The sequence below is a fragment of the Athalassotoga sp. genome (genome assembly GCF_049965695.1).
GTDB lineage: Bacteria > Thermotogota > Thermotogae > Mesoaciditogales > Mesoaciditogaceae > Athalassotoga.
This window is the reverse complement of record NZ_JBMFWB010000012.1, coordinates 26,671-49,811: the sequence shown is the minus strand read 5'-3', so window position 1 is coordinate 49,811 and position 23,141 is coordinate 26,671. Positions and strand designations below refer to the sequence as shown.

Genomic DNA, 23,141 nt, shown 5'->3' with positions numbered 1-23,141 from the left:
ATGACTGCAAGAGAGATAAAGAAAGATATTTTTTACGTTGGGGCACAAGACTGGGATAGAGAACTCTTTGATGAACTTATTCCCCTTGCAGAAGGTACATCTTACAATTCGTATTTTGTAAAAGGAAAAGAAAAAAATCTTCTGATAGACACCGTTGATCCGGCTAAAACGGAGGTACTTGTTGAAAATTTGAAAAGTTTAGGTGTCGATAGAATAGATTACATAGTTTCTCAGCATGCCGAGCAGGATCACTCAGGTTCCATTCCCAAAATTCTTGAACTTTATCCTCAAGCAAAAGTTGTCACAAATATAAAATGCAAGGAATTTCTGAAATCTTTGCTTTTGATAGATGAATCCAAATTTATCACTGTAGATGACGGTACAGAACTTTCCCTCGGAGACAAAACTTTGAAATTCATTTTAACGCCATGGGTACACTGGCCCGAGACCATGTCAACTTATCTTAAAGAAGATAAGATACTTTTCACCTGTGACTTTTTTGGTTCTCACGTTGCTTCAAGCGAACTTTTTGTGGGTGATAACACGGCGAGAGCACTTGAAGGTGCGAAGAGGTATTACGCCGAGATAATGATGCCATTTCGCGCACCGATAAAATCAAATTTAAAAAAAATAGAAGGACTTGAAATAGAACTTATAGCCCCAAGTCATGGTCAGATTTACGATAAGCCAGAATTAATAATTGAAGCGTACCGCAGATGGACATCTGACACTGTGCAAAACAAAGTTACAATTGTTTATCTTTCAATGCATGGCAGTACGGTAAAAATGGTTGAAAGGTTGATAGACGATCTTGTCAAGATGAACATCGTGGTTGAACCCTTTAACGTTGTCAAAATGGATGTAGGAAAATTGGCAATTTCACTTGTGGATTCGGCAACGGTTGTCATAGCAACTCCAACGATGCTCGTCGGTGTTCACCCCGATGTTGCTTATGCTGCGTATCTTTTTAACGCTTTAAGACCAAAGACAAAATTCATATCTATAATCAATTCATACAGTTGGGGAGGACAGGCAATTGATCAGTTGAAAGGGATACTTTCTTCCGTTAAGGCAGAGATCATCGATCCGGTTTCAATAAATGGATACCCGAAAGATCAGGATTTAAATGCTATAGATGAACTTTCTGAAAAAATTTCAATGAAACACAAAAAAGCAGGTATATTTTGAGAGGAGGAATTTTGATGTTGAGTAAAAAAATTGAAGATGTTTTGAATGAACAGATAAACGCCGAACTTTATTCAGCCTATCTTTATGTTTCGATGGGTGCGTATTTCAGATCGGTGAAATTAAACGGATTTGCCGCATGGATGGAAAATCAGGCAAAAGAAGAAGAAGAGCATGCCAAAAAGATATATGACTACGTTAACAAAAGAAGTGGCAGGGTTGCTCTAAAATTAATAAAAGAACCTCCATTTGAGTGGAAATCACCTATGGATGTTTTTGAAGCCACTTACGTTCACGAACAAGAGGTAACAAAATCGATAGAAAGACTCACAAATCTTTCCGATGGTGAAAAAGATTATGCTACCTCATCATTTTTGCAATGGTTTGTCGATGAACAGGTAGAAGAAGAATATTCTGTTTTGCAGATCCTTGAAAGATTGAGAATGATAAAAGATTCAAATCAGGGTCTTCTGATGTTAGATGCTGAACTTGGTAAAAGGGGTTAAAAAATTTCTGAAAGAGGTGATTTAAATGGCAAGTTTAAAAGAAGTTATAATGTCGGATGATTTTAAAAAGGAAAAACATGTTCCGGTCATCGAATTACCTGCACACGTTAAAAAGGGCGAAAAGATAAAGGTTACTGTCAGCGTTGGAAAAGAAATTCCACATCCGAACACAACAGAACATCACATCTCATGGATAGAACTTTATTTCCTCCCAACAGGTGAAAAGTATCCTTACGTGATAGGCAAGTATGAATTTCAGGCTCACGGTGCATCAACTCAAGGTCCAAATACAAGTACGATATATTCCGATCCGGAAGTAACGGTTACCTTCAGAACAGAAAAGTCCGGTACTGTTATAGCCTATTCACATTGCAATATCCACGGCCTTTGGTCGAGCCAGGTAGAACTTAAATTAGAATAAACGTTTTTAAAAGTTTGAATGAAGAGATGGACTTATGTCCATCTCTTTTGATATACTTGGTGAAAGTATTAAAATTAAAACGATAATGCCTGATCGATAAAAGTACGGAGGTTTTATGATCGTAAAAACAGAAATCCTTGAATCACTTTATTCTAAGTACAACAAAAGAGCATACATTCATCCAGATCCTCTTGAATTTTTGTACAATTACGAAGACATAAAAGATCGTGAGATAGTCGGTATCATAGGGGCATCTCTTGCTTACGGAAGAGTTTCACAGATACTTAGAGACGTTTCGATTGTGCTTGAAAAAATGGAACATCCTTACGAATTTATTTTGAATTCAAATTCAGAAAGTTTAAAACAAGATTTTAAAGGGTTTGTGCATAGATACACAGATGAAAATGATTTAATTGAATTTCTTTTAAATTTAAAAAAAGTCATTGAACGATTCGGATCCCTTCATGATGCCTTCAAGAGTGGATTGAAAGATGAAGATCAAAATGTCGTATCGGCTTTGTCGAACTTCATAAAATTGCTTGCGCCTCAGGGAAGAAAAAACAGCCTTCTTCCATCTTCCAACTGCAAAAGTCCATGTAAAAGGCTGAACCTTTTTTTAAGATGGATGGTCAGATCCGATGAAGTCGATCCGGATGGCTGGAATGATATTTCAGCCTCTAAACTTGTAATACCTCTTGACACACACATGCACCATATATCACTTGTGCTCGGATTTACGACAAGAAAGCAAGCAGACATGAAGGCAGCACTCGAAATTACGGAAAACTTTAAATCTATTTCACCTGAAGATCCCGTGAAATATGATTTCTGTCTTACCAGACTTGGCATACGCGATGATACCGATATGGAAGGTTTCTTTGAAAGTTACAGGAGGGAAAATGTTTAGCCTTGGCGTTATTGTCAACACGATAACCGTCATCGGTGGTACTTTAATAGGCATTCCGCTTGGAAACAAACTCAAAGAAAAGCATAAGGCTGTCTTTTTCATCTCAATAGGGATTCTGACGATCCTGATAGGCGTTAGCATGGGATTGAAAAGTCAAAATTTTCTGGTGGTTCTTGGAAGTCTTGTCATAGGAGGACTTGTAGGGGAGATCTTCGAAATAGAGGATAAAATCTCGGGACTTACGAAAAAAATCTCGAAAAAGGATGATTCTAATTTTGCCACAGGATTTGTTTCAACTACGATACTTTTTGTCGTTGGCCCCATGACAATTCTTGGATGCGTTAATTCCGGTTTGAATGGCAACAACGAAATACTTTACTTAAAGTCCATAATGGATGGAATAAGTTCGATAGCCTTCGCTTCCGTTTACGGCATAGGCGTGCTTCTGTCCGCCGGCAGTGTATTTTTCATAGAAGGTGGCATTGCTTTGCTTGCATCCACTTTTCAATTTCTTACTTTACCTGCTTACCTTAACGATTTTACAGGAACAGGCGGCGCCATGATGATAATGATCGGACTAAGAATTTTAAACGTGAAAGAAATAAAAGTTGGCAATTTCTTGCCAGCCCTTATCATCGCTCCTTTTATAGATTTTCTGGTGATCTTAATTCATTGAATCATTTATTCGCGAATACCTTTGAAATCCACGCTTTCAATTCGTCTGTTTTCCCATTTGTGGCAACCACAACGTAAACATCGTTATATTTAACGGCAATTGAGTTATAACCTTGCGCTTTGAATTGACTCACAAGAGAGTCGGGGGAAACTTTTGAATCTATCTTGAAGATATAACACACGGTATTGCTTTGGGGAGACATCATTCCACTTACAACTGTAAAGGTCACATCGTTGATCTTCATCGACATGACATTAACGTTGCTAAGATTAGATATAAGTTGCCATACAACCATTTCCACCGTATCTGGAGTGGCATTGTAGATTTTGAAACCGTTCAATACCTTGTTGAAATAATCGATCGGAATAGGTGCAATTTGCGTGTAAATCATGGAAATAGAACCATCATTTCTTTGAACTTTTATGAATTTCAAGATCATCGAATTTTTCGAAAGAATTCCCACATAAGTGGAATTCCGAGTTATCAAATTTATTTGAATTGAAGGTTCGCCTTGATAAACAACGTTTTGAGTTGCGATAGCGGTTGTTGATGCTGCCGAAGAGAGCAATTCTATGAATCTCTGTTCAATATCGACTATTGGAACAGGAGACAATCTCATTTCTCCATCGTCTATGACGTAAGTCTTTCCATCGATCAAAGCCCACTCGAATGGCATCGGAGCCATGACATTTACAATCTCATTTTTGCCATTTCTTAAGATGTTTTCGTATCTTACCTTTGCATTTTGACCTTCCTCAACGACTATTCTTTGAGCCTGTATTGATTGAGAGGCATATGAGGTTAGAAATGTATTTATAAAAGACGCACCAAAAACATATGGCGCCGCTATCAAAAATATAATTGGATAAAGAAAAAATCTCAAAATTGATCACTCACATATTTTATCTTTAAAAGGTAATCAAGATTTGAATTTCCGGCTTGGGCATAAGTAAGAGTTGTTCCTGGCTCCGATTTAAGCAAAGAAATACCTGCCGAAACAGCTTTTTCGTAAGCAAAGTTGGAATTAACAGCAGGACTGAAAACGTAAAAGACCATTATCATCGAAACAGCAACGGCCGCAGCACCTGGCAATCCGAAGATCAACCCTTTTTTCATTACCGCTTTTCTATGAATTTTGGAAATGACGCTTTCTTCCAAAGCCTTAGATGGTTTGAAGGTGTAAAGCAATTTAAGGCCATCTTTTATCTTTTGATAGTTTTGAACAAAGATTTTACAACTTTCGCATACTTTCAGGTGATCCTCAAATTGTAATTTCTCTTGATCTGTCATTTCGTCATTTATGTACTTTTCTCTAAATTCCTCACACCTCATCGTTAACCTCTCCTTCAATGCCCAAACTTTCCTCCAATATTCCCTTAAGTCTTTCACGAGCATAATGAAGCCTACTTTTAACGGTGCCCACCGGTTTGTCCATTATTTCAGATATTTGATCGTAACTCATGCCTTCAATTTCTCTCAAATTTATAAGCAATCTATCTTCTTTCGAAAGAGAATCTATGGCTTTTGAAATTTCTTCGGCAGAAAGCATTTTCATAAGTTCATCTGAAGGTTGTAATTCATCTGCCGGTTCTCTGATGGTGTTTTTCTCATCATCATCTTCTTCTCCAAAACTGGTCAATATCTCCTTACGTCTGTGCTTTTTACCAAGCATATCTTTACACACGTTGACAGTTATCCTGTAGATCCAAGTCGACAATGAAGAGTCTCCACGAAATTTCTTTATGTTTTTATAGACCTTTATAAAAACCTCTTGAATAACGTCTTCAACATCATCAACGCCGAGATAAGATCTTGCTATTCCACCTATTTTTTCTACATATTCCCTGTACAATTCATCATAAGCGCGTGAATCTGCACGTTTTAAACTTTCTATAAGTTTTTGCTCTTCCAAATTTGAAATCCCACTCCCGTTATTTAGACATTAAAAAAAACACGATGTTCAAAAATCAAAAAGATCTCCGTTTTTCGGAGATCCTGCAAATTTTAAAATAACTCACTTGCTCTGAACAGTTTGAGTCTCAACTTTTTGAAGCGATTTGATCTTTTTCACAAGTCTTGATTTTCTTCTTGCCGCTTGATTTTTATGAATTGATCCGGTCTTGGCAGCCTTGTCAATTTTGGAAAATGCCTCACTTAAAAGTTTAGTCGTGTCTTCTCCCTTTTGGGCTGAAACGATAGCCTTTTTAACGGACGTCTTGAATTGAGACTTTTTAATTTGGTTTTGGAGATGTTTCTTTTCAGACTTTCTCATGTTCTTTATGGCGGATCTTATTTTTGCCATTTAAAAATTTCCTCCTTCTTGAAAATACAAAATTATATCTCTAAAGTATACCATAACATGACCGATCAATTCAATGATTTATACCAAGCAAAATTCAAATCACAAACCGTCACAATGGCCAACGCTGCGCAGCGAGGGCCAGACATTGAGAGGGTATCTGCCGGAACTTATACTTCACACAATCAAAGTTGAATCAGTATACCTGAGATATACGGCCAATGTAAGTTTTTATCTTTCCAAATGTAAACGTTATGTACTTTCCTTCAACGTCAAAGGATAACATCTCTTTTCCCGTGTAAACCGCGTTGAATCCCGAAAAGTGAGAGTCAAAATATTTTTGCCCCGGCCTTTGAATTTTTAATTTATGTATATCCTCATCCCATTTTGCAACTATCCTTCTTAATTTTGATCCGTCATTCGACTTAAAAAGTTGGTATCCGACAACATGTGATTCAGGATCTTTGGGATCAAAATCGATTAAAAGTACAGACCATGTTTTATATGAGATGAGTTCGAGTTCTTTTCCCCTTTCGATGTCCGTTTTGTACATGTAAGTTAGTGCATCTTCGAAGTCTTCAACGTATTTTTCTGATGCCGAAATTTTGATCATCGTTTTCATCATGATGCTTATCGAATCATAAATGGTGGCAAGGCTTATTCCATAGATTGAAAGGGCTACTATTACTTCAATTATCACCGATCCTGAATGTTTCACCTGTGACTGTGGATTTGTATTCATACACAATTTTCCCCCCTGTTTCATCGATGATTTTTAAATTGTCAATCTTAGATTGGGGAATATCGTCTGGATCGATATTGGATATCGAAATTATTTCTGAAAGTTCTTTAGATCCCCTTTCTATGAATTGCTGATTGCGGGTTAAAGTTGAAGTAACCGAGATCACGATTGAAAACAGTATGAAAGAGAGTATCAAAAAGATCAATGATTCAAGCAAAATCGCACCATTTCTCATTTTACCCCCCCTCAGTTTAAATCCATGATGAACCATGTTTGTGTTCACTTATACTTAACTCACTTTGAAAGCCGAATGCTCATTTACCATGAGCGGAGAGCAGGATGCCTCAATTGGTGAGAAGTGACGTGTGAAGAGTGAACAGTCTGTTAAATTGACAATTGCCAATTCCTACGTGCTACGAGCCACACGCTACCTGCCGTTGTAGGCACCTGCTGGAGCGATGATTCGAAATTTGAATTTTGTTTGGTATACATGTCAAAAATCATGAAAAGAATCTTTTCATCTCTCTTTCCGCGTTTTCTAAGGAATCAGACGCGTGTACGATGTTAACGGTGATATTGAGCGAAAAATCTCCTCTTATCGTCCCAGGAAGAGACTCCGAAGGAGATGTCTTACCTATCATCATCCTGACAATGTTAACGGCATCTTCCCCTTCCAAAATCATCGCGATCACCGGACCGCTTGTTATGTATTCTATGAGCCGATCGTAGTAAGGCATTCCTTTGTGCTCGGCATAATGATCTGCCGCCAGTTCCTTTGTCATCCGCAACATTTTCATATTCACGATGTTAAACCCTTTTCTTTCAAAGCGTGATATGATCTCACCTATCAATCCTCTTTTAACACCATCTGGCTTTACAAGCACCAATGTTCTTTCCAAGATACCATCTCCTTTTCAACAAAAAGTGACGGTCATAGCACATTATTGGTGAACATGACAAAAAGTGTTCTACTTTTAAAACTGATTCAGTAACTTAATCCATTTCAAATACCCTTGCCCATGCAGCAAGGTTCACAAGGCGCCAAAGTAATTTGTGCGAAAAAACTCCATTTACATTCACATCAAGATATTTTAAAAATTTTGAATTTGAAATGTAATTCATCGCAAAATCAGAAAAGCCCATTTCAAACCACGCTTTTTGAGGTGTTGGAAAACCTAACTTGTCTTTTCTCCAAAGCACCTTATCGTTTATCAACCCTTCAAAACTTCTGCGTGACAGATATTTTGTCCATCCCTGATGAATTTTGTATGCAGATGGTACAGACATGGCAAATTCTACAAGTCTGTAATCAAGGTAAGGAAATCTCGACTCTATTGAAAAAGCCATGGAATTTCTATCTGCCGTTTTTAAAAGGTCCACTAATTCTTCTCTCATGTCAGACCATGCGCGCAAGTTCATGTGAGAAAATTCAGCCTTTGATCTGCCGCCGTAAGGTATGAATTGGTTTGTATGGTTGAAAAGGCCTTTTGAAATTTCTTTGAAATATCTTCTTTGGGCCACATCGTTTACATAACGTGTACCGATTGTTCTCAAAAACAGCCCAAACGATGAATTTGCTTTTTTAAGATTTTTGATTTCCGAAAAAAACGTTTTATTCGGAAAGTTTTCAAGGATCATCATTGGCATGTAAAGTGGATATCCGCCCGCTATTTCATCGCCACCCTGACCGTCAAGCGTAACCGTAACACCGCTTTCTCTGACCAAATTCATGACGCGATATTGTGCGTATGTCGACGTAGAATCAAATGGTTCATCGTGGACGTATGCAAGTGCCTCAAGACGGCTGGCAAGATCTTCGTGATCCGGAACGACTTTCAAAGATTTAACCGCTGTTTCTTTTGCTACTATATCAATCCATTTCGATTCATCCGCAACGTAATTTCCGTAAACGGCCGAAAAAGTGTATTGAATATCCCCGATTGAAGGCACACTTTGCTTTTTCATGAGTTCTCTAACGGTATAAACGATTGAAGAAGAATCTATCCCTCCGCTTAAAGCGGTTCCGACTTTGACATCGCTTATTAGCCTTAATCTTACCGCATCTGTGAAAATTTCACGAAATTTTTGGAAGTACATCTGACCTTGTTTTTCATCGTAGACGGATTTTTCCGTATTTGGATGTATATTCCAGTATTCGTAAGTTTTTAATTCACCCGTATCAACGTTGAAAACAAGGTTATGAGAAGGAAGCAACCTCTTTATTTCTTTGAACATGCAATTTTCGGAAAAATTTTGCATTCCCCAGATAAGATATCTTTTCGCATCTTCCAGATCCGGATTATTCGAAACTTTAGAAAATTTCAAAAGTGCTTTTTGCTCTGAAGCAAAAGCAAAATATCTGTCATCGTGAAAGTAAAGAAAAGGTTTTATTCCGAATCTGTCCCTTGACGAAAAGACAATACGCCTTTTCGGATCCCATATTGAAAAAGCCCACATTCCATTGAAATGATCTACACACCTTTCTCCCCATTGAATGTAAGAGGTCAAAAGTACTTCGGTGTCCCCCGAGGAGTTGAACTGGTGACCCAATCCTTCAAGTTCTTCCCGTATTGAGGCAAAATTGTAAATTTCGCCGTTGAACACAACAACATAACCGTCTTTTTCCATCGGCTGATGACTTTTCACAGACAGATCTATTATGCTAAGCCTTCTGTAACCAAAAGCACCGTCCAAATCTCCACTGATTTTCGGAAATAAAAGCGATCTCACCGTATCAGGCCCACAGAAGTGTTTAACATTAGGAATGGAACAAAATCCTTCATCATCAGGACCGCGGTGCTTCAAAATCTGAGATATTTCAAGCAATTCATTTGCATTTGTTTTCCCGATAACTCCAAAAATTCCGCACATTTTATATCCTCACAATGCAATTTTTTCATACGCAATTCGCCACTTTTGATCTCTAATCTCTAATGTCTAATCTCTAATGTCTTTTGTGCGTCGGCTTTCGCATTCGCCCTTAAGTGTCTGGTCCTCGCTACGAAGCGTCGGCCACCTCGCGGCATCATGCTCTCCGTCGCCGTCCGTCTTTTCCACGTGCCACGCGCTGTTTTACTGATCACTGATTACGCGTTACCCATTACTGTTTTTTTCACTCGTTACCGATCACGCGTTACCATTTTTTCTACGTGCTACCCGCTACGAGCCGCCTGCCGTTTTTCTCTATTCCATAATGTCTGATCCCTTTTACCTCATGTATCACTTTACTTTTCCATCGGCATATCTATTTTGTGTTTCATAGCCGTCTCTTTGGCTATTTCATAACCTGCATCTGCGTGACGTACAACACCTATGCCCGGATCGTTGTTTAATACCCTTGATAACTTCTCATCCTCAATTTTCGTTCCATCCGCAACACAGACAAAACCGGCATGAATCGAATATCCTATTCCGACTCCACCACCATGATGAACCGAAACCCACGTGGCTCCAGAAGAAGTGTTTAAAAGCGCATTTAAAATTGGCCAATCCGCTATCGCATCCGATCCATCTTTCATCGCTTCTGTTTCCCTGTAAGGAGAGGCTACGGATCCCGTATCGTGATGATCACGCCCGATCACTATCGGGGCTTTGAGTTTGCCGTCTCTTACCATTTTGTTTATCTCAAGGCCGAACTGCTCCCTTTCGCCCTGACCGAGCCAGCATATTCTTGCCGGTAAACCTTGCCAGTTTACCTTTTCGTGTGCCATATGGATCCATTTTTTGAGATGATCATCGTATGGGAAAAGTTTAAGCACGACTTCATCCGTCTTGTATATGTCCTGCGGATCGCCGGAAAGCGCCACCCATCTGAAAGGACCTTTGCCTTCGGAAAAGAGGGGTCTTATGTATTCCGGCACATATCCAACGATTTGAAAGGCATCTTTTGCGCCATGATCGTAAGCCATACGTCTTATGTTGTTTCCGTACTCAAAAGTCTTTGATCCTCTTTTTTGCATTTCGACGATTGCCACAACATGTTCTACCATGGAATCAAAAACTTTTTTCATATACTCATCTTTGTTTTTTTCTCTCATTTTTGACGCTTCTTCAACGTTTAATCCGATGGGAATGTATCCGTTAAGTGGATCATGAGCCGAAGTTTGATCCGTAACTATATCAGGAATAAATCCTTCCTTTACCATTCTTGGAAGTATTTCAGCCGCATTACCAAGTAATCCTATTGAAAGTGGTTGCTTTTTTGTCGCAGCATCCTTTGCCATCTTTACCGCTTCATCGTAAGAATCGGTCCATGTGTCCAAATAATGTTTTTCAAGCCTTCTGTCGATCATCCTTTTATCAACTTCAACGGCTATCATAACTCCTCCGTTGAAAGTCACGGATAAAGGTTGTGCGCCGCCCATTTCACCAAGGCCTGCCGTAACGACTATTTTCCCTGCCAAAGTACCGTCGAAATATTTTTGAGCGATAGAATAAAAAACTTCATATGTGCCCTGTAAAATGCCCTGTGTGCCTATGTATATCCAACTTCCTGCCGTCATCTGTCCAAACATCGTAAGTCCACGTGACTCAAGTTCTCGAAAATAATCCCAATCTGCCCATTTTGGAACTAACATTGCGTTTGAAATCAAAACCCTCGGTGCCCACTCATTTGTTCTGAAAACGGCAACTGGTTTTCCAGATTGAACAAGGAGAGTTTCATCGTTGTTGAGTCTTTTGAGTGTTTTAACTATCGCGTCAAATGATTCCCAATTCCTTGCTGCCTTTCCGGTTCCTCCATAAACTATAAGGCGGTCTGGATCTCTTGCGACTTCAGGATCAAGGTTATTCATTATCATACGCATTGGTGCTTCCGTCTGCCAACTTTTACATGTTATTTCTGTGCCTCTTGGAGCTCTAACTGATTTTGGCATAAAAACTTCCTCCTTTTCAAACTTCTTATAAAGTATAACATACAGCACACGGTGGCAAAAAGCCATGATAATGAACTACCCTGTCGCGGAGAGTAGGATGCCTCAATTGGTGAGTGGTGACGTGTGAAGAGTGAACAGTCTGTTAAATTGAAAATTGCCAATTCTACGGGCTACGAGCCACATGCTACCTGCCGTTGTAGGTACCTGCCGGAGCGACGATTCGGATAAAATTGATCAAGTATGAAAGAGATTTAGTATAATAAGAAAAGAACATCTCTATCCTGGATAATGAAGGGAGGAATGCAACGGTGAAAGTTATAAAAATCGATCACATAGGAATTGCAGTTAAATCTGCTTTAGATGCATCCAAAATATACACAAAATCCCTTGGCATGCATGCTGACGAAGAAATACTTGAAGGTAAAAAATTGAAGGTTGTCATGATCGACGCTGGAGGAACTCGTATAGAACTTCTTGAAGATCTCGATCCTGAGGGTACAATATCCAAATTCATCGAAAAAAGAGGAGAAGGGCTTAACCACGTTGCTTTTGAAGTGGACGACATTTATGAAACCGTTAAGCAACTCAAAAACGAAGGGTATAGGGTAACATCAGATCCGTCTCAGGGGGCAAACAACACGATCGTAACGTTTATACATCCAAAAGACGCAAATGGTGTTATGATAGAACTCGTTGAAAGGAGGAAGGATTAAATTGGACAGAAACGATGATCTTTTAAAGAGACGCGAAACAATACGTCTCGGTGGCGGAGAAGAAAGAATAAAAAAGCAACATGAAGAGGGAAAATTGACGGCCCGTGAAAGAATAGCAGTTCTTGTCGATGAAGGAAGTTTTTTTGAAGTTGACGATCACATAAGGCACAGATCAACTTATTTTGGCCTTGATCAAAAGTATTTTCCAGCAGATGGAGTTGTTACGGGCATAGGGCGTGTGGATGGCAGAGAAATTGCCATATTTTCACAAGATTTCACCGTTCAAGGTGGTTCCGTCGGAGAAATGCATGCCAAAAAGATAACCAAAATTCAAGATATGGCCATGAAAATGGGGATACCTCTTGTTGGAATAAATGATTCCGGTGGTGCGAGAATTCAAGAAGGTGTTGACTCACTTTACGGCTACGGAGAAATCTTTTACAGAAACACCCTTGCATCCGGAGTGATACCACAAATAACCGTTATAGCCGGGCCTTGCGCTGGAGGTGCTGTTTATTCACCGGCTATAACAGATTTTGTCATCATGGTGGATAAAACATCGAAAATGTTCATAACTGGTCCTGAAGTCATAAAGGCTGTTACCGGTGAAGATGTGACCCAGGAAAGTCTCGGCGGTGCAGAAGTTCATAACTCTAAAAGCGGCGTTGCGCATTTCATAGCAAAAAACGATATGGACGCGATGCAAATCGTCAAAAAGATACTTTCTTACATTCCTTCAAATAACATGGAAAATCCCAAAATGGGATCGGAAATCGAAATTGAATCAGATGAATCAATAAATTCAATAGTACCTCAATCTTCAAATAAGCCCTACGATATGATAGATGTTGTAAACAAAATAGTAGATCCAGGTACTTTTTTTGAGGTGCAGGCTAAATTTGCGAGATCCATGATCACCGGTTTTGCAAGAATAAACGGAAGAACCGTTGGAATTGTTGCAAACCAGCCAAAAGTGTTGGCTGGTGTGCTTGATATAGATTCTTCAGACAAAGCGGCACGTTTTATACGTTTTCTCGATGCGTTCAACATTCCGATTATAACTTTCGCCGACACTCCAGGCTTTTTACCCGGTACCTCTCAAGAATATGGTGGCATAATAAGACATGGAGCAAAATTACTTTTCGCCTACAGCGAGGCTTCCGTACCCAAAATAACCGTTATAACGCGCAGAGATTACGGTGGTGCTTACATAGCGATGGGAAGCAAACATCTTGGTGCCGATATCGTTTTGGCATGGCCGACGGCGGAAATAGCCGTTATGGGCGCTGACGGAGCCGCAAATGTGATTTTCAGAAATGAGATAAAAAATTCGGTTGATCCTGAAAAAACAAGATCGGAAAAAATAAAAGAATACGCCGATACCTTTTCTAATCCTTACGTTGCCGCTTCTCGTGGTTACGTTGACACGGTTATTTTACCTTCCGAGACGCGAAGTGTTTTAATTCGAGGACTTGAAATACTTGGATCAAAGGTGGAAGGCAAACCTTCCAAAAAACATGGCAATATTCCTTTATGAGGCCTGACATGGAAGACAACGAAGAGATTGTTGCCGTCATTTTCGCGGCAATAAAGGCTTATTCATCAGAAAAAGAGGTACTGATAAAAAAAGTCAAAAAAATTGACCAAAATTGCAATTACATCAACAGATGGACAATTCACACTCCTCAGATCTTCTGGAAGACAAGAAAGGGGTAAATGCAATGTTAAAAAAATACATGATAAAGGTTAATGGAAAAGTCTACGAGGTTGAAGTTGAAGAAATTGGCAAGGAAGATACAAATATGCCTTCACCACTTTCGATCAAAACGGATCAAACAAAGCAATTCCCAAGAAGTGAGCCGCAACCTCCAAAAATCGTTCAACCTGTTCAACATGTTTCTTCTGAAGATGAAAAAAATGAAGAGGAAATAATTCGCGCACCCATGTCGGGAACGATAGTCAAGATAAAAGCAAAAGTTGGTGAAAACATCAAGGATGGTCAAACCTTGCTTACGCTTGAGGCCATGAAGATGGAAAACGAGATTCTTGCCCCTCGAGATTGCAAAATAACGGAAATTCTTGTCAAAGAAGGGCAGCAAGTTGAGATCGATCAATCTCTTATGAAAATATACTGAACCAGTTTTAAATTCCGAATCGCAGCGATGGCAGGTGCCCCACTCGATGTCTGGTCCTCGCGCTGCTGCGGAGGCCATCTCGGAGGCATCCTGCCCTCCGCTTAAATTAAATGAACATTCGACTTTTAAAGTTATTTAAGTATAGAGTAAAGGCGAATCTTAAAGATTCGCCTTTTTTCTGTGGAGCCGATGGGATTTGAACCCACGACCTCTTGCATGCCATGCAAGCGCGCTCCCAGCTGCGCCACGACCCCGCAACGCTTTATATTCTAATACATTTGAACATAAAAAATCAAGACGTATTGACAAAAGATTTTTTTTTGTGTAAAATGGTCTTGATTTCAATTTGACCGTTCGGTAAAATTTTAGGGAAGGAGTATGATCTGAATGGGAATAGGAAACGAAATCAAAGATAAGGCTACAAAAATGGCGATAAATGCAGTTCTTGGAAGGTATATAGATTTCATAGTCAAAGATCCAGAACAGAATTTCGATAAAGCCATTGAATCTCTCAAAAAACTGGAACACACCATAGGAGGGACCGATAACCTTTCTAAATTCGCAGATTGGGTTCAAAAGAATCCTGGTTCAAGGCAGTGGCTTATAAATCTTTTCAAGAAAGACAAACACATTGTGAAAACTTTCTTCACAAATTTCCTTGTAAATGTAAATCTTGGATGGATCAAGTACAACAAAGAAGAAACCGTACAAAAGAACGGTTTTGCCGCTCCCTACACCATCCTCATAAGCCCGACTATGAGATGCAACCTGAATTGCATTGGCTGTTACGCGAGTGAATATTCAAGACAGGATGATATGCCAATTGAACTTGTCGACAGCATAATCACACAGGGAAAAGAAATCGGTACTTATTTTTACACGATCCTCGGAGGAGAACCATTTGTCAGATGGGGTGAACTTTACCCACTCATAAAAAAGCACAACGATTCTCTTTTCATGATCTTCACGAACTCAACGTTCATAACCGATAAAGTGGCCGATCAAATTCAGGAACTTGGCAATGTTTATCCCGTTCTTAGCGTAAATGGATGGGAAGACGAAACTGATTACATAAGAGGAAAAGGTATTTACGCCAAAGTAATCGCTGCCGCAGATAGATTAAGAGAAAGAGGGATCATATTTGGTAATTCTTTCGTTTTCATGAGGACGAATTTTGATCAACTCACATCTGATGAACTTTACGACTTCTGGATAGAAAAAGGTGCTTTCTTTTCATGGCTATTCCTTTTCATGCCAGTGGGAAGAGATCCGGAAGTTGATCTCATGCCACTTCCATCTCAGAGAAAGGCAATGGGAGACTTTGTAAGGTCATTGAGGGCAAGAAAACCCTATTTCTTGATGGATTTCTGGAATGATGCACCATCTGTTGGCGGATGTATAGCCGGCGGAAGAAGATATCTTCACATCAACAGCGAAGGATACGTTGAACCTTGCATATTCACGCATTTCGCGACAGACAACGTGAAAGAAAAATCTCTTGTTGAAATTTTACAATCTCCTTTCCTTGCAGACATAAGATTTCATCAGCCACATTCAGATAATCTTTTAACTCCATGCATGATAATAGACAATCCGTGGATTCTCAGAGAAGTAGTTGCAAAGCATAACGCAATATCAACGGATAAAGGTGCGTCGGATCTCGTTGTTACAAAATTGGCGCCTGCTTTGGATGAATATTCCAAAAACATTCACAAAGAACTTGATCCCGTGTGGGAAAATGAATTCACCAAAAACATCGAAGAGATAAAACAAAAAGGTACTTCTCACGGTGAAGGACTAGATAGATTATGGTTCCAGAATAACCCAGACAAGATCTTTGAGTGGGCAAAAAAATATCCATTCATACTTGATTACGATTTCTTGCAAGCGGCGATAAAAGAGGCTAAAAATTTAGAAAAGGCCGATGTAGCGGCAGGAAAATAAAGGTATACAAATTTAAAATTAAATAAGCCCCGCAATTATGCGGGGCTTGTGATATAATTTTCAAATAAGGAAGTGCAATCATGAATTCTGCGGAAAAATTGGAAAATCTTAAATCGATAATCCGAAAAATGGGAAAAATTGCAGTGGCATTTTCAGGAGGAACAGATAGCACTTTCCTTTTGAAAGTTGCCAAAGACATTTTGGGAAAAGACAAGGTTTTGGCTGTAACGGTTATTTCTCCGATAAGATTTGAAGATGAAATAAAAAAATCCACTCAAATCGCAGAAGACTTGGGTATAAGGCAGATCATCGTTGACTCAAATGAACTTGAAGATGAAAATTTTGCCAAAAATGATGCTTTACGTTGCTATTATTGCAAATATTCCATATTCAAAGATCTTATCAAAATTGCCAAAGAAAATGACGTTAAGTTTATCGCAGACGGAACCAATTACGATGATGTTTTGAATGATTACAGACCGGGCTTGAAAGCACTTACGGAACTTGGAATATCAAGTCCATTAAAAGATGCCGAATTGACAAAATCCGAGATAAGGAATTTTTCAAAAGAAATGGGATTACCCACGTGGGACAAACAACCCGAGACATGCCTTGCGACTCGCTTTCCTTACGGTACAAGAATAACAACCGATAAACTCGAAAAGATAAGAAAGATTGAATTTTATCTCAGTTCAACCGGATTGAAGGTCCACAGGGCACGGTATCATGACGAAAAAACCTTAAGAATAGAGGTAATGCCGGATGAATTTCAGATAATTCTTGAAAAAAAATTCGAGATCGTGAAACTTGCAAAATCTCTCGGATTTAATTACGTCACCCTTGATCTTGAAGGTTACAGAAGCGGAAGTCTTAACGAGGTGCTTAAAAATGGTAGGTAAAAATCTGAAATCAATTCTTGAATCTGTGAAGTTGGGGAAAATAGAAATCGATGAGGCCATTGAGATGATAATCGATCCCGGATACGATGATCTTGATTTTGCACGCGTTGATCTTGACAGGACGAAAAGGCGCGGTTTCCCTGAGGTGATCTTTTGTGAAGGAAAAACAGATGATCAAGTCTTAGAAATCTTCAAAAAGTTATCTGACAAGAATTCAAATGTACTTGGCACAAGGGCAAATAAAACAACGTTTAAAAAAATCAGTACGCTTTTTCCTCAAGCCACTTACAATGCTTTGGGTAGAACTATTACTTTGGAAAGGGAAAGTCCACAAAATACCGGAAATATTCTCATTGTAAGCGCCGGCACTTCGGATTTGCCGGTAGTTGAAGAATCATATGAAAGTGCAAGAATAATGGGAAATTCGGTATCAAAACTTTTGGATGTCGGGGTTGCGGGCATTCACAGGATCCTTTACAACGTTGATTTACTTGACAAGGCTAAAGTTATAATTGTAATCGCTGGCATGGATGGTGCGCTTCCAAGCGTCATCGCAGGACTCGTCAAAAAACCGGTTATAGCAGTTCCGACAAGTGTGGGTTATGGCGCAAACTTCAAAGGACTTGCACCGCTTTTAACGATGCTGAACAACTGCTCGGGAGGAGTGGGAGTTGTTAACATAGATAACGGTTTCGGAGCCGCTTATCTGGCCAGCATGATAAACAAAATAGGAGAGGAGTGATTCAAATGGACGCTTATTTTGAAATGTTTTCGGGTATAAGCGGAAATATGGTTTTAGGTGCTTTGATAGATCTTGGCCTCGATCCCAAATCGCTTGAGTCTGAATTAAATAAATTAGGCCTTGAAAATGAATACGAAATAAAGATCGAAAAAGTTTCAAGATCTCACATAGGTGGTACTTACGTTGATGTGCACTTACACAATCATGAACACGAACACGACCACAACCACGATCACGACCATGATCACGATCACGAACATCACGGAAGGAACCTCGAAGATATAAATAAAATAATAGAAACGAGCGAACTTTCAAGAACGATAAAAGAAAAAAGCAAAGCGATCTTCCTGAATCTTGCAAAAGCCGAAGCAAAGGTTCACAGAACAGAGATAAACGAGATTCATTTTCATGAAGTCGGAGCCGTTGATGCAATAGTGGATATAGTTGGATCCGTTACGGGACTTGAACTGTTAGGGATCGACAGAATATACGCTTCATCGATCAACACCGGCCAAGGATATGTCATGGCAGCCCATGGAAAATTACCCGTGCCGGCACCCGCAACGATGGAATTGCTTAAAAATGTGCCTACATACTCAAGCGGAACAGAAAAAGAATTGACAACACCGACAGGTGCTGCCATAATAACAACTTTATCTGCTTATTTTGGCCCTAAACCTCTTATGCGCGTTGAAAAAGTGGGTTACGGAGCCGGTACCTATGAGATAGATATTCCCAATCTTTTGAGAATAAACGTCGGAAATGTTGAACAGGGATCAAAAAAGATGAAAGTTGTTGAGACAAACATAGATGACATGAATCCGCAATTTTACGAATATATCATGGAAAAACTCTTCGAAAACGGCGCTTTGGATGTTTATTTCACACCAATCCAGATGAAGAAAAACAGACCAGCGACAAAGATAAGCGTCATAGTCGATGTTGAAAACCTTTTTAAGGTCAACGAAATACTTTTGCAAGAGACGACAACTCTTGGAGTTAGGATCTTTGATATCGAGAGAGAAATAGTCGATCGCAAGATAGAGGAAATCGACACTCAATTTGGAAAGGTCAAAGTTAAAGTCGGAATTTTAGATGGTAAAACTGTCAATATTGCCCCTGAATACGAAGAATGCAAAAAAATAGCAAAAGAAAAAGGATTACCTATAAAAACAGTTTATCAAATGTTTTACGCTGAATTTGAAAGGAGAGTATGAAAAGATGTCTACCGTTTATTTTACCGATATGTCAACCACACCGGGAATGAGTTTGCTCCAAAAATTGAAATTGCTTGTCGATCGAACGGGAATATCCGAAGTGGTAAAGAAGGACGATCTTGTCGCTATAAAGATCCACTTTGGAGAATACGGGAACATGGCCTACATAAGGCCTAATTACGTACGCGTTCTAACAGATAGGGTAAAAGAACTTGGTGGAAAACCGTTTTTAACTGATGCAAATACCCTTTACAAAGGGAGTCGGTCCAATGCCATCGATCATCTCTGGACGGCGACGGTAAATGGTTTCGTTCAAGAAGTAACTGGAGCACCGCTTGTTATAGCAGACGGCCTAAGGGGAAGCGATGAAGTGGAGGTTCCGATAGATGGTCAGTACGTGAAAAATGCAAAAATAGGTTCCGCAATAGCGCTTTCAAATGTCGTGATAGCGGTAACGCATTTCAAAGGCCATGAACAAACTGGCTTTGGAGGTACCTTGAAAAATTTGGGTATGGGATCTGCCTCGAGATCTGGAAAACTCGAACAGCATTCTACTTCAAAACCCGTTGTCGTTACAGACAACTGTACGGCATGCGGCATGTGTGAAAGGCATTGCCCCACCGGTGCCGTTAAGGTCGTAAAGGGAGAGAATGGTAAAAGGTATGCGCTGATAGATTACGATGCCTGTATAGGATGCGGAGAGTGTGTGGCCATGTGTGATTATGGTGCGATGACCCCGCAGTGGAATGCTTCATCCGACCTTTTGAGCATGAAAATAGCCGAATATTCAAAAGCCGTTTTGAAAGATAAACGTGGGCTTTTTATTTCTTTCATAACCAACGTTTCTCCGGATTGTGATTGCTGGTCTATAAACAGACCTCCAGTTGCACCTGACATAGGAATAGCGGCAAGTACCGATCCTGTCGCACTTGATCAGGCATGCATTGATCTTGTCATAAAAACAGTTGGAAAAGATCCTTTCCACGAAGTACATCCTGAAGTTTCATGGAAAGCACAACTTGAACACGGTGAAAAAATTGGACTTGGAAGTAGAAAATACGAATTGAAGATGGTGGGCATAGCCCTGAGATGATCTTTGGGGGTATGTTTTTGTTAAAAAGGCTTAATGTGGTAAAATATCTTGAAAAGTTAAAAATCCAGGAGGGATTTTCATGTCTGGTCATAACAAATGGGCCAATATAAAACACAGGAAAGAAGCACAGGATAGCAAGAGATCTGCTGAGTTTACAAAAGTTATAAGAGAGTTAACCGTTGCCGCACGAGCCGGAGGTGGGGATCCGGATATGAATCCGCGTTTGAGAGTTGCGGTTGAAAAGGCAAGAGAGGCAAACATGCCGAAGGACACCGTTGAAAGAGCGATAAAAAGGGGAACCGGAGAACTTGAAGGTGTCAGTTACGAAGAAATAATGTACGAAGGATATGCTCCTGCCGGAGTTGCACTCTACATAAGCACACTGACAGATAACAAAAACAGAACGATAGCGGATATAAGGCATGTTCTAACCAAATACGGCGGAAGTCTTGCAGAAGGCGGAAGTGTTGGCTGGCAATTTGAAAGAAAAGGTGTGATAATAATTTCAAAAGATGCTGTTTCCGATCCTGATGAGTTTATGATGAGGGTCATAGATGCCGGAGCAGAAGATATCAAGGAGGACGAAGATGTTTACACAATCATGACTCCGCCTGAAATGCTTTACAAAGTTGTCGATGCACTTAAAGATGATTACAAAATTGATTCTTACGAACCAACTTTTGTGCCAAAAATGAGTGTTCACGTGAGCGGAAAAGATGCGGAAAAAGTGCTGCAGGTCGTAAACTCCCTTGAAGAACTCGATGACGTTCAGGAAGTTTATTCTAATTTCGATATCGATGACAAGGAACTTGAAGAAATAATGTCGAGAATCGGCTGATAAGATGTTTCAAAGAGTTGATCTTCATTTTCACAGTAACCACTCAGATGGCGTCTTCTCCGTCAGAGACGTACTTGAAATAGTCGCCGGAGGTGGTGTTGTTTTTGGTGCACTTACAGATCACGATTCGATAAGCGGCGTCAAAGAAGCGCTTGATCTGTCTTCGGAGATTGGCATTAAATTGATAGCCGGCGTTGAGATATCAACGATGTACGATGATGGCGAAGTGCATATCCTTGGTTACGATTTTGATCCAGACGATGCCTGTTTTAACGATTTTTTAGAGGCAAGGTTCAAAGAAAGAACACAAAAAGTCCGTGAGACGGTTAACAAATTAAATGAACTCGGTTATAAGATAACTTTTGACGATGTTATGGAACAATCTCCAGGTCCTTTTGTCGGAAGGCCGAATGTTGCCAGGGCGCTTTTGGAAAAGGGATATGTCAAGTCTTTCAAAGATGCTTTTACTCCAGAACTTATAGGAGACAAAGGGAAAGCATATGTGGCACCGAAAGGACTTGATCCAGAAGAAGCGATAAAGAGAATTCATATGGCGGGAGGATGGGCTGTGCTTGCGCATCCTGGCCTTTACAAGAACAAGGTGAAGTCCGGACTTGAAGAAATCGATCTGATGAAGATGATCGAATGGGGCCTTGATGGAATTGAAGCATATCATTCGCAACACACGAGTGCTCAGTCAAAGTATTACCACGAAATGGCAAGAATTCATGGGCTCAAAATAACCGTGGGAACTGATTACCATGAAGGCACCTACCCAATAGAGATAATGAACGTTCCAAGAGAAATAGTGATTGAACTGCTTAAAATGGTAAGGTGAGTCATGAGAAAAATAATTGTATTCTTTGTTCTTGCAATTGCAACTCTTGGAGTTGTTTTGGCAGCACCGAAGAGTACAATTTTTTTATCGACAGGACCTTCATTCTCAACCGATGGATTGAACCTAACATCTTCGGTGGAGATGAATCTTGAATTTTGGGTTGCCCACGTTGAATCTTATTTTTCGGTTAACACAAACTTTGCCAACAACACGCTTGTCTTTACGCCTTACGCATCTCAACTTTTCAAATACGTTGATTTCGATTGGGGAGTTTTAAGAATTCAAGACGGGGCAACGGATACCCACTCAGAAAAATTTTACACACTTTGGGACGTGGGTACACTTCCGTCCGGATGGACTGTGACTTTAAAAGGAGAAACTCAAAATAACGCGCTTTCTTTTGCCTACGATAGAGGAACTTATTTTGCACGTTTCAACGGCTTCTTTTATCTTGATTCATTCTGGTACCAAAATGGCTTTTTACTCACAGGACGTCTTGGCAATTTCTTTTTAATGGGTGGTGTTTCAAACGGTGCTTACGGAATAGGCTTAAGTGCAAATTACGGAAATTTTTCAAACACACTTATGGCTTTTTCTGATTCAGTCGATCTTTTCCCAAACATCGCTCATCAGGCACCATCAAAATATGTATGGATATCCGATTACACAGACGGATCATTTTCAATTTTAACTGCAATGACTGAAAAAGAACTGCACTTGCAAGGAGAAGTGCCTTTCAATATATTCGGTGGAAATGCAACGATAACCTTTTCAGGGTATTACGTGGGAGGATATCAGCCATCTTATGGTATTTCGGGCGCATTCCAATTTGTAAAACCCATTTCAAAAGATATATCTTTCTTTCTTGATGCGGCAACAAGCGGACAATTGTTAAACGTTGAGCCGGTGGAGGGACCAGTCTTGTGGTCGGGCTTAACGTGGAGGTTCTGAATTGAAAGCGGGGCACATACCGGAGCGATGATTCGGAATTTGAATTTTGTTTGGTATATACTTAAATAACTTTATTTGGTATATACTTAAATAACTTTAAAAGTCGAATGTTCATTTAATTTAAGCGGAGAGCAGGATGCCTCCGAGATGGCCTCCGCAGC

At 39.8% G+C, this 23,141-nt stretch carries 26 protein-coding genes and 1 tRNA gene; 17 read left to right on the top strand and 10 right to left on the bottom strand.

The genetic code is table 11. The annotated features are described in order from the left end of the window. From ACP5NR_RS05320 to ACP5NR_RS05300, 5 genes are all read left to right on the top strand, one after another. On the top strand, nucleotides 1–1,188 hold the full coding sequence (locus tag ACP5NR_RS05320) for an FprA family A-type flavoprotein (RefSeq protein WP_428004664.1): 1,188 nt from the start codon (nucleotides 1–3) through the stop codon (nucleotides 1,186–1,188). A 14-nt stretch (nucleotides 1,189–1,202) separates the two neighbouring features. Next, complete coding sequence (locus ACP5NR_RS05315; RefSeq protein WP_428006062.1) at nucleotides 1,203–1,691, top strand: ferritin; 489 nt, start codon at nucleotides 1,203–1,205, stop codon at nucleotides 1,689–1,691. 25 nt (nucleotides 1,692–1,716) lie between these two features. Further along, nucleotides 1,717–2,112, top strand: coding sequence for a class II SORL domain-containing protein (locus ACP5NR_RS05310; protein ID WP_428004666.1), 396 nt, complete (start codon nucleotides 1,717–1,719; stop codon nucleotides 2,110–2,112). Nucleotides 2,113–2,227: 115 nt separating this feature from the next. Further along, entirely contained in the window at nucleotides 2,228–3,019 is a 792-nt protein-coding gene (locus tag ACP5NR_RS05305) for a TIGR02757 family protein (RefSeq protein ID WP_428004667.1), read from the top strand. After that, nucleotides 2,991–3,695, top strand: a complete 705-nt coding sequence (locus tag ACP5NR_RS05300) for a DUF554 domain-containing protein (RefSeq protein WP_428004668.1) — start codon at nucleotides 2,991–2,993, stop codon at nucleotides 3,693–3,695. The genes ACP5NR_RS05305 and ACP5NR_RS05300 overlap by 29 nt, the downstream gene beginning before the upstream one ends. A gap of 1 nt (nucleotide 3,696) precedes the next feature. On the opposite strand, the gene ACP5NR_RS05295 is transcribed toward ACP5NR_RS05300, so the two are convergent. The 9 genes from ACP5NR_RS05295 to hutU form a co-directional block, all read right to left on the bottom strand. After that, the gene (locus ACP5NR_RS05295) at nucleotides 3,697–4,578 is read right to left on the bottom strand and encodes a hypothetical protein (protein WP_428006061.1); all 882 of its coding nucleotides are present in this window, start codon (nucleotides 4,576–4,578) and stop codon (nucleotides 3,697–3,699) included. Further along, entirely contained in the window at nucleotides 4,575–5,027 is a 453-nt protein-coding gene (locus ACP5NR_RS05290; protein ID WP_428004670.1) for an anti-sigma factor family protein, read from the bottom strand. The genes ACP5NR_RS05295 and ACP5NR_RS05290 overlap by 4 nt, the downstream gene beginning before the upstream one ends. After that, a complete protein-coding gene (locus tag ACP5NR_RS05285; RefSeq protein ID WP_428004671.1) occupies nucleotides 5,017–5,607 on the bottom strand; it encodes an RNA polymerase sigma factor in 591 nt (196 codons plus the stop codon). Before ACP5NR_RS05285 ends, ACP5NR_RS05290 begins: the two co-directional genes overlap by 11 nt. Before the next feature lie 102 nt (nucleotides 5,608–5,709). After that, nucleotides 5,710–5,997, bottom strand: a complete 288-nt coding sequence (rpsT, locus tag ACP5NR_RS05280; RefSeq protein ID WP_428004672.1) for a 30S ribosomal protein S20 — start codon at nucleotides 5,995–5,997, stop codon at nucleotides 5,710–5,712. Nucleotides 5,998–6,190: 193 nt separating this feature from the next. Next, nucleotides 6,191–6,694, bottom strand: coding sequence for a hypothetical protein (locus ACP5NR_RS05275; protein WP_428006060.1), 504 nt, complete (start codon nucleotides 6,692–6,694; stop codon nucleotides 6,191–6,193). Beyond that, nucleotides 6,684–6,971 carry a hypothetical protein gene (locus ACP5NR_RS05270; RefSeq protein ID WP_428006059.1) on the bottom strand — a complete coding sequence of 96 codons (288 nt, stop codon included), beginning with the start codon at nucleotides 6,969–6,971 and terminating at the stop codon, nucleotides 6,684–6,686. The genes ACP5NR_RS05275 and ACP5NR_RS05270 overlap by 11 nt, the downstream gene beginning before the upstream one ends. A 265-nt stretch (nucleotides 6,972–7,236) precedes the next feature. Continuing rightward, entirely contained in the window at nucleotides 7,237–7,638 is a 402-nt protein-coding gene (gene ndk / locus ACP5NR_RS05265) for a nucleoside-diphosphate kinase (RefSeq protein ID WP_428004715.1), read from the bottom strand. 91 nt (nucleotides 7,639–7,729) lie between these two features. Beyond that, nucleotides 7,730–9,607 carry an asparagine synthase (glutamine-hydrolyzing) gene (gene asnB / locus ACP5NR_RS05260; RefSeq protein WP_428006058.1) on the bottom strand — a complete coding sequence of 626 codons (1,878 nt, stop codon included), beginning with the start codon at nucleotides 9,605–9,607 and terminating at the stop codon, nucleotides 7,730–7,732. A 353-nt stretch (nucleotides 9,608–9,960) separates the two neighbouring features. After that, nucleotides 9,961–11,610, bottom strand: coding sequence for a urocanate hydratase (gene hutU, locus ACP5NR_RS05255; protein WP_428004676.1), 1,650 nt, complete (start codon nucleotides 11,608–11,610; stop codon nucleotides 9,961–9,963). Nucleotides 11,611–11,918: 308 nt separating this feature from the next. Between hutU and mce the strand changes: the two genes are divergently transcribed. From mce to ACP5NR_RS05235, 4 genes are read left to right on the top strand one after another with little or no spacing between them, the layout of a single operon-like run. After that, complete coding sequence (mce, locus tag ACP5NR_RS05250) at nucleotides 11,919–12,323, top strand: methylmalonyl-CoA epimerase (protein WP_428004677.1); 405 nt, start codon at nucleotides 11,919–11,921, stop codon at nucleotides 12,321–12,323. Then, a complete protein-coding gene (locus ACP5NR_RS05245; RefSeq protein WP_428004716.1) occupies nucleotides 12,319–13,860 on the top strand; it encodes an acyl-CoA carboxylase subunit beta in 1,542 nt (513 codons plus the stop codon). Before mce ends, ACP5NR_RS05245 begins: the two co-directional genes overlap by 5 nt. A gap of 8 nt (nucleotides 13,861–13,868) precedes the next feature. Then, nucleotides 13,869–14,039, top strand: coding sequence for a hypothetical protein (locus ACP5NR_RS05240; RefSeq protein WP_428004678.1), 171 nt, complete (start codon nucleotides 13,869–13,871; stop codon nucleotides 14,037–14,039). 5 nt (nucleotides 14,040–14,044) lie between these two features. Then, nucleotides 14,045–14,458, top strand: coding sequence for a biotin/lipoyl-containing protein (locus ACP5NR_RS05235; protein ID WP_428004679.1), 414 nt, complete (start codon nucleotides 14,045–14,047; stop codon nucleotides 14,456–14,458). Nucleotides 14,459–14,639: 181 nt separating this feature from the next. On the opposite strand, the gene ACP5NR_RS05230 is transcribed toward ACP5NR_RS05235, so the two are convergent. Further along, a tRNA-Ala gene (locus tag ACP5NR_RS05230) sits at nucleotides 14,640–14,712 on the bottom strand. A 133-nt stretch (nucleotides 14,713–14,845) separates the two neighbouring features. Here ACP5NR_RS05230 and ACP5NR_RS05225 point away from each other — a divergent pair. The 8 genes from ACP5NR_RS05225 to ACP5NR_RS05190 all read left to right on the top strand — a co-directional run bounded on the left by ACP5NR_RS05225 (nucleotide 14,846) and on the right by ACP5NR_RS05190 (nucleotide 22,980). Next, nucleotides 14,846–16,402 (top strand): radical SAM protein, encoded by a 1,557-nt coding sequence (locus ACP5NR_RS05225; protein WP_428004680.1) that lies wholly within the window; start codon nucleotides 14,846–14,848, stop codon nucleotides 16,400–16,402. Between the two features lie 80 nt (nucleotides 16,403–16,482). Then, nucleotides 16,483–17,301 (top strand): ATP-dependent sacrificial sulfur transferase LarE, encoded by an 819-nt coding sequence (larE, locus tag ACP5NR_RS05220; protein ID WP_428004681.1) that lies wholly within the window; start codon nucleotides 16,483–16,485, stop codon nucleotides 17,299–17,301. Further along, entirely contained in the window at nucleotides 17,291–18,043 is a 753-nt protein-coding gene (gene larB / locus ACP5NR_RS05215) for a nickel pincer cofactor biosynthesis protein LarB (RefSeq protein ID WP_428004682.1), read from the top strand. The genes larE and larB overlap by 11 nt, the downstream gene beginning before the upstream one ends. A gap of 5 nt (nucleotides 18,044–18,048) precedes the next feature. After that, nucleotides 18,049–19,260 carry a nickel pincer cofactor biosynthesis protein LarC gene (gene larC, locus ACP5NR_RS05210; RefSeq protein WP_428004683.1) on the top strand — a complete coding sequence of 404 codons (1,212 nt, stop codon included), beginning with the start codon at nucleotides 18,049–18,051 and terminating at the stop codon, nucleotides 19,258–19,260. A gap of 4 nt (nucleotides 19,261–19,264) precedes the next feature. Further along, nucleotides 19,265–20,353 (top strand): DUF362 domain-containing protein, encoded by a 1,089-nt coding sequence (locus ACP5NR_RS05205; protein ID WP_428004684.1) that lies wholly within the window; start codon nucleotides 19,265–19,267, stop codon nucleotides 20,351–20,353. Between the two features lie 79 nt (nucleotides 20,354–20,432). Next, a complete protein-coding gene (locus tag ACP5NR_RS05200) occupies nucleotides 20,433–21,191 on the top strand; it encodes a YebC/PmpR family DNA-binding transcriptional regulator (RefSeq protein WP_428004685.1) in 759 nt (252 codons plus the stop codon). Between the two features lie 4 nt (nucleotides 21,192–21,195). Continuing rightward, nucleotides 21,196–22,029: a PHP domain-containing protein gene (locus ACP5NR_RS05195; protein WP_428004686.1), complete on the top strand. Its 834-nt coding sequence runs from the start codon at nucleotides 21,196–21,198 to the stop codon at nucleotides 22,027–22,029. Between the two features lie 3 nt (nucleotides 22,030–22,032). Beyond that, on the top strand, nucleotides 22,033–22,980 hold the full coding sequence (locus ACP5NR_RS05190) for a hypothetical protein (protein ID WP_428004687.1): 948 nt from the start codon (nucleotides 22,033–22,035) through the stop codon (nucleotides 22,978–22,980). The last annotated feature ends 161 nt before the right edge of the window (nucleotides 22,981–23,141 follow it).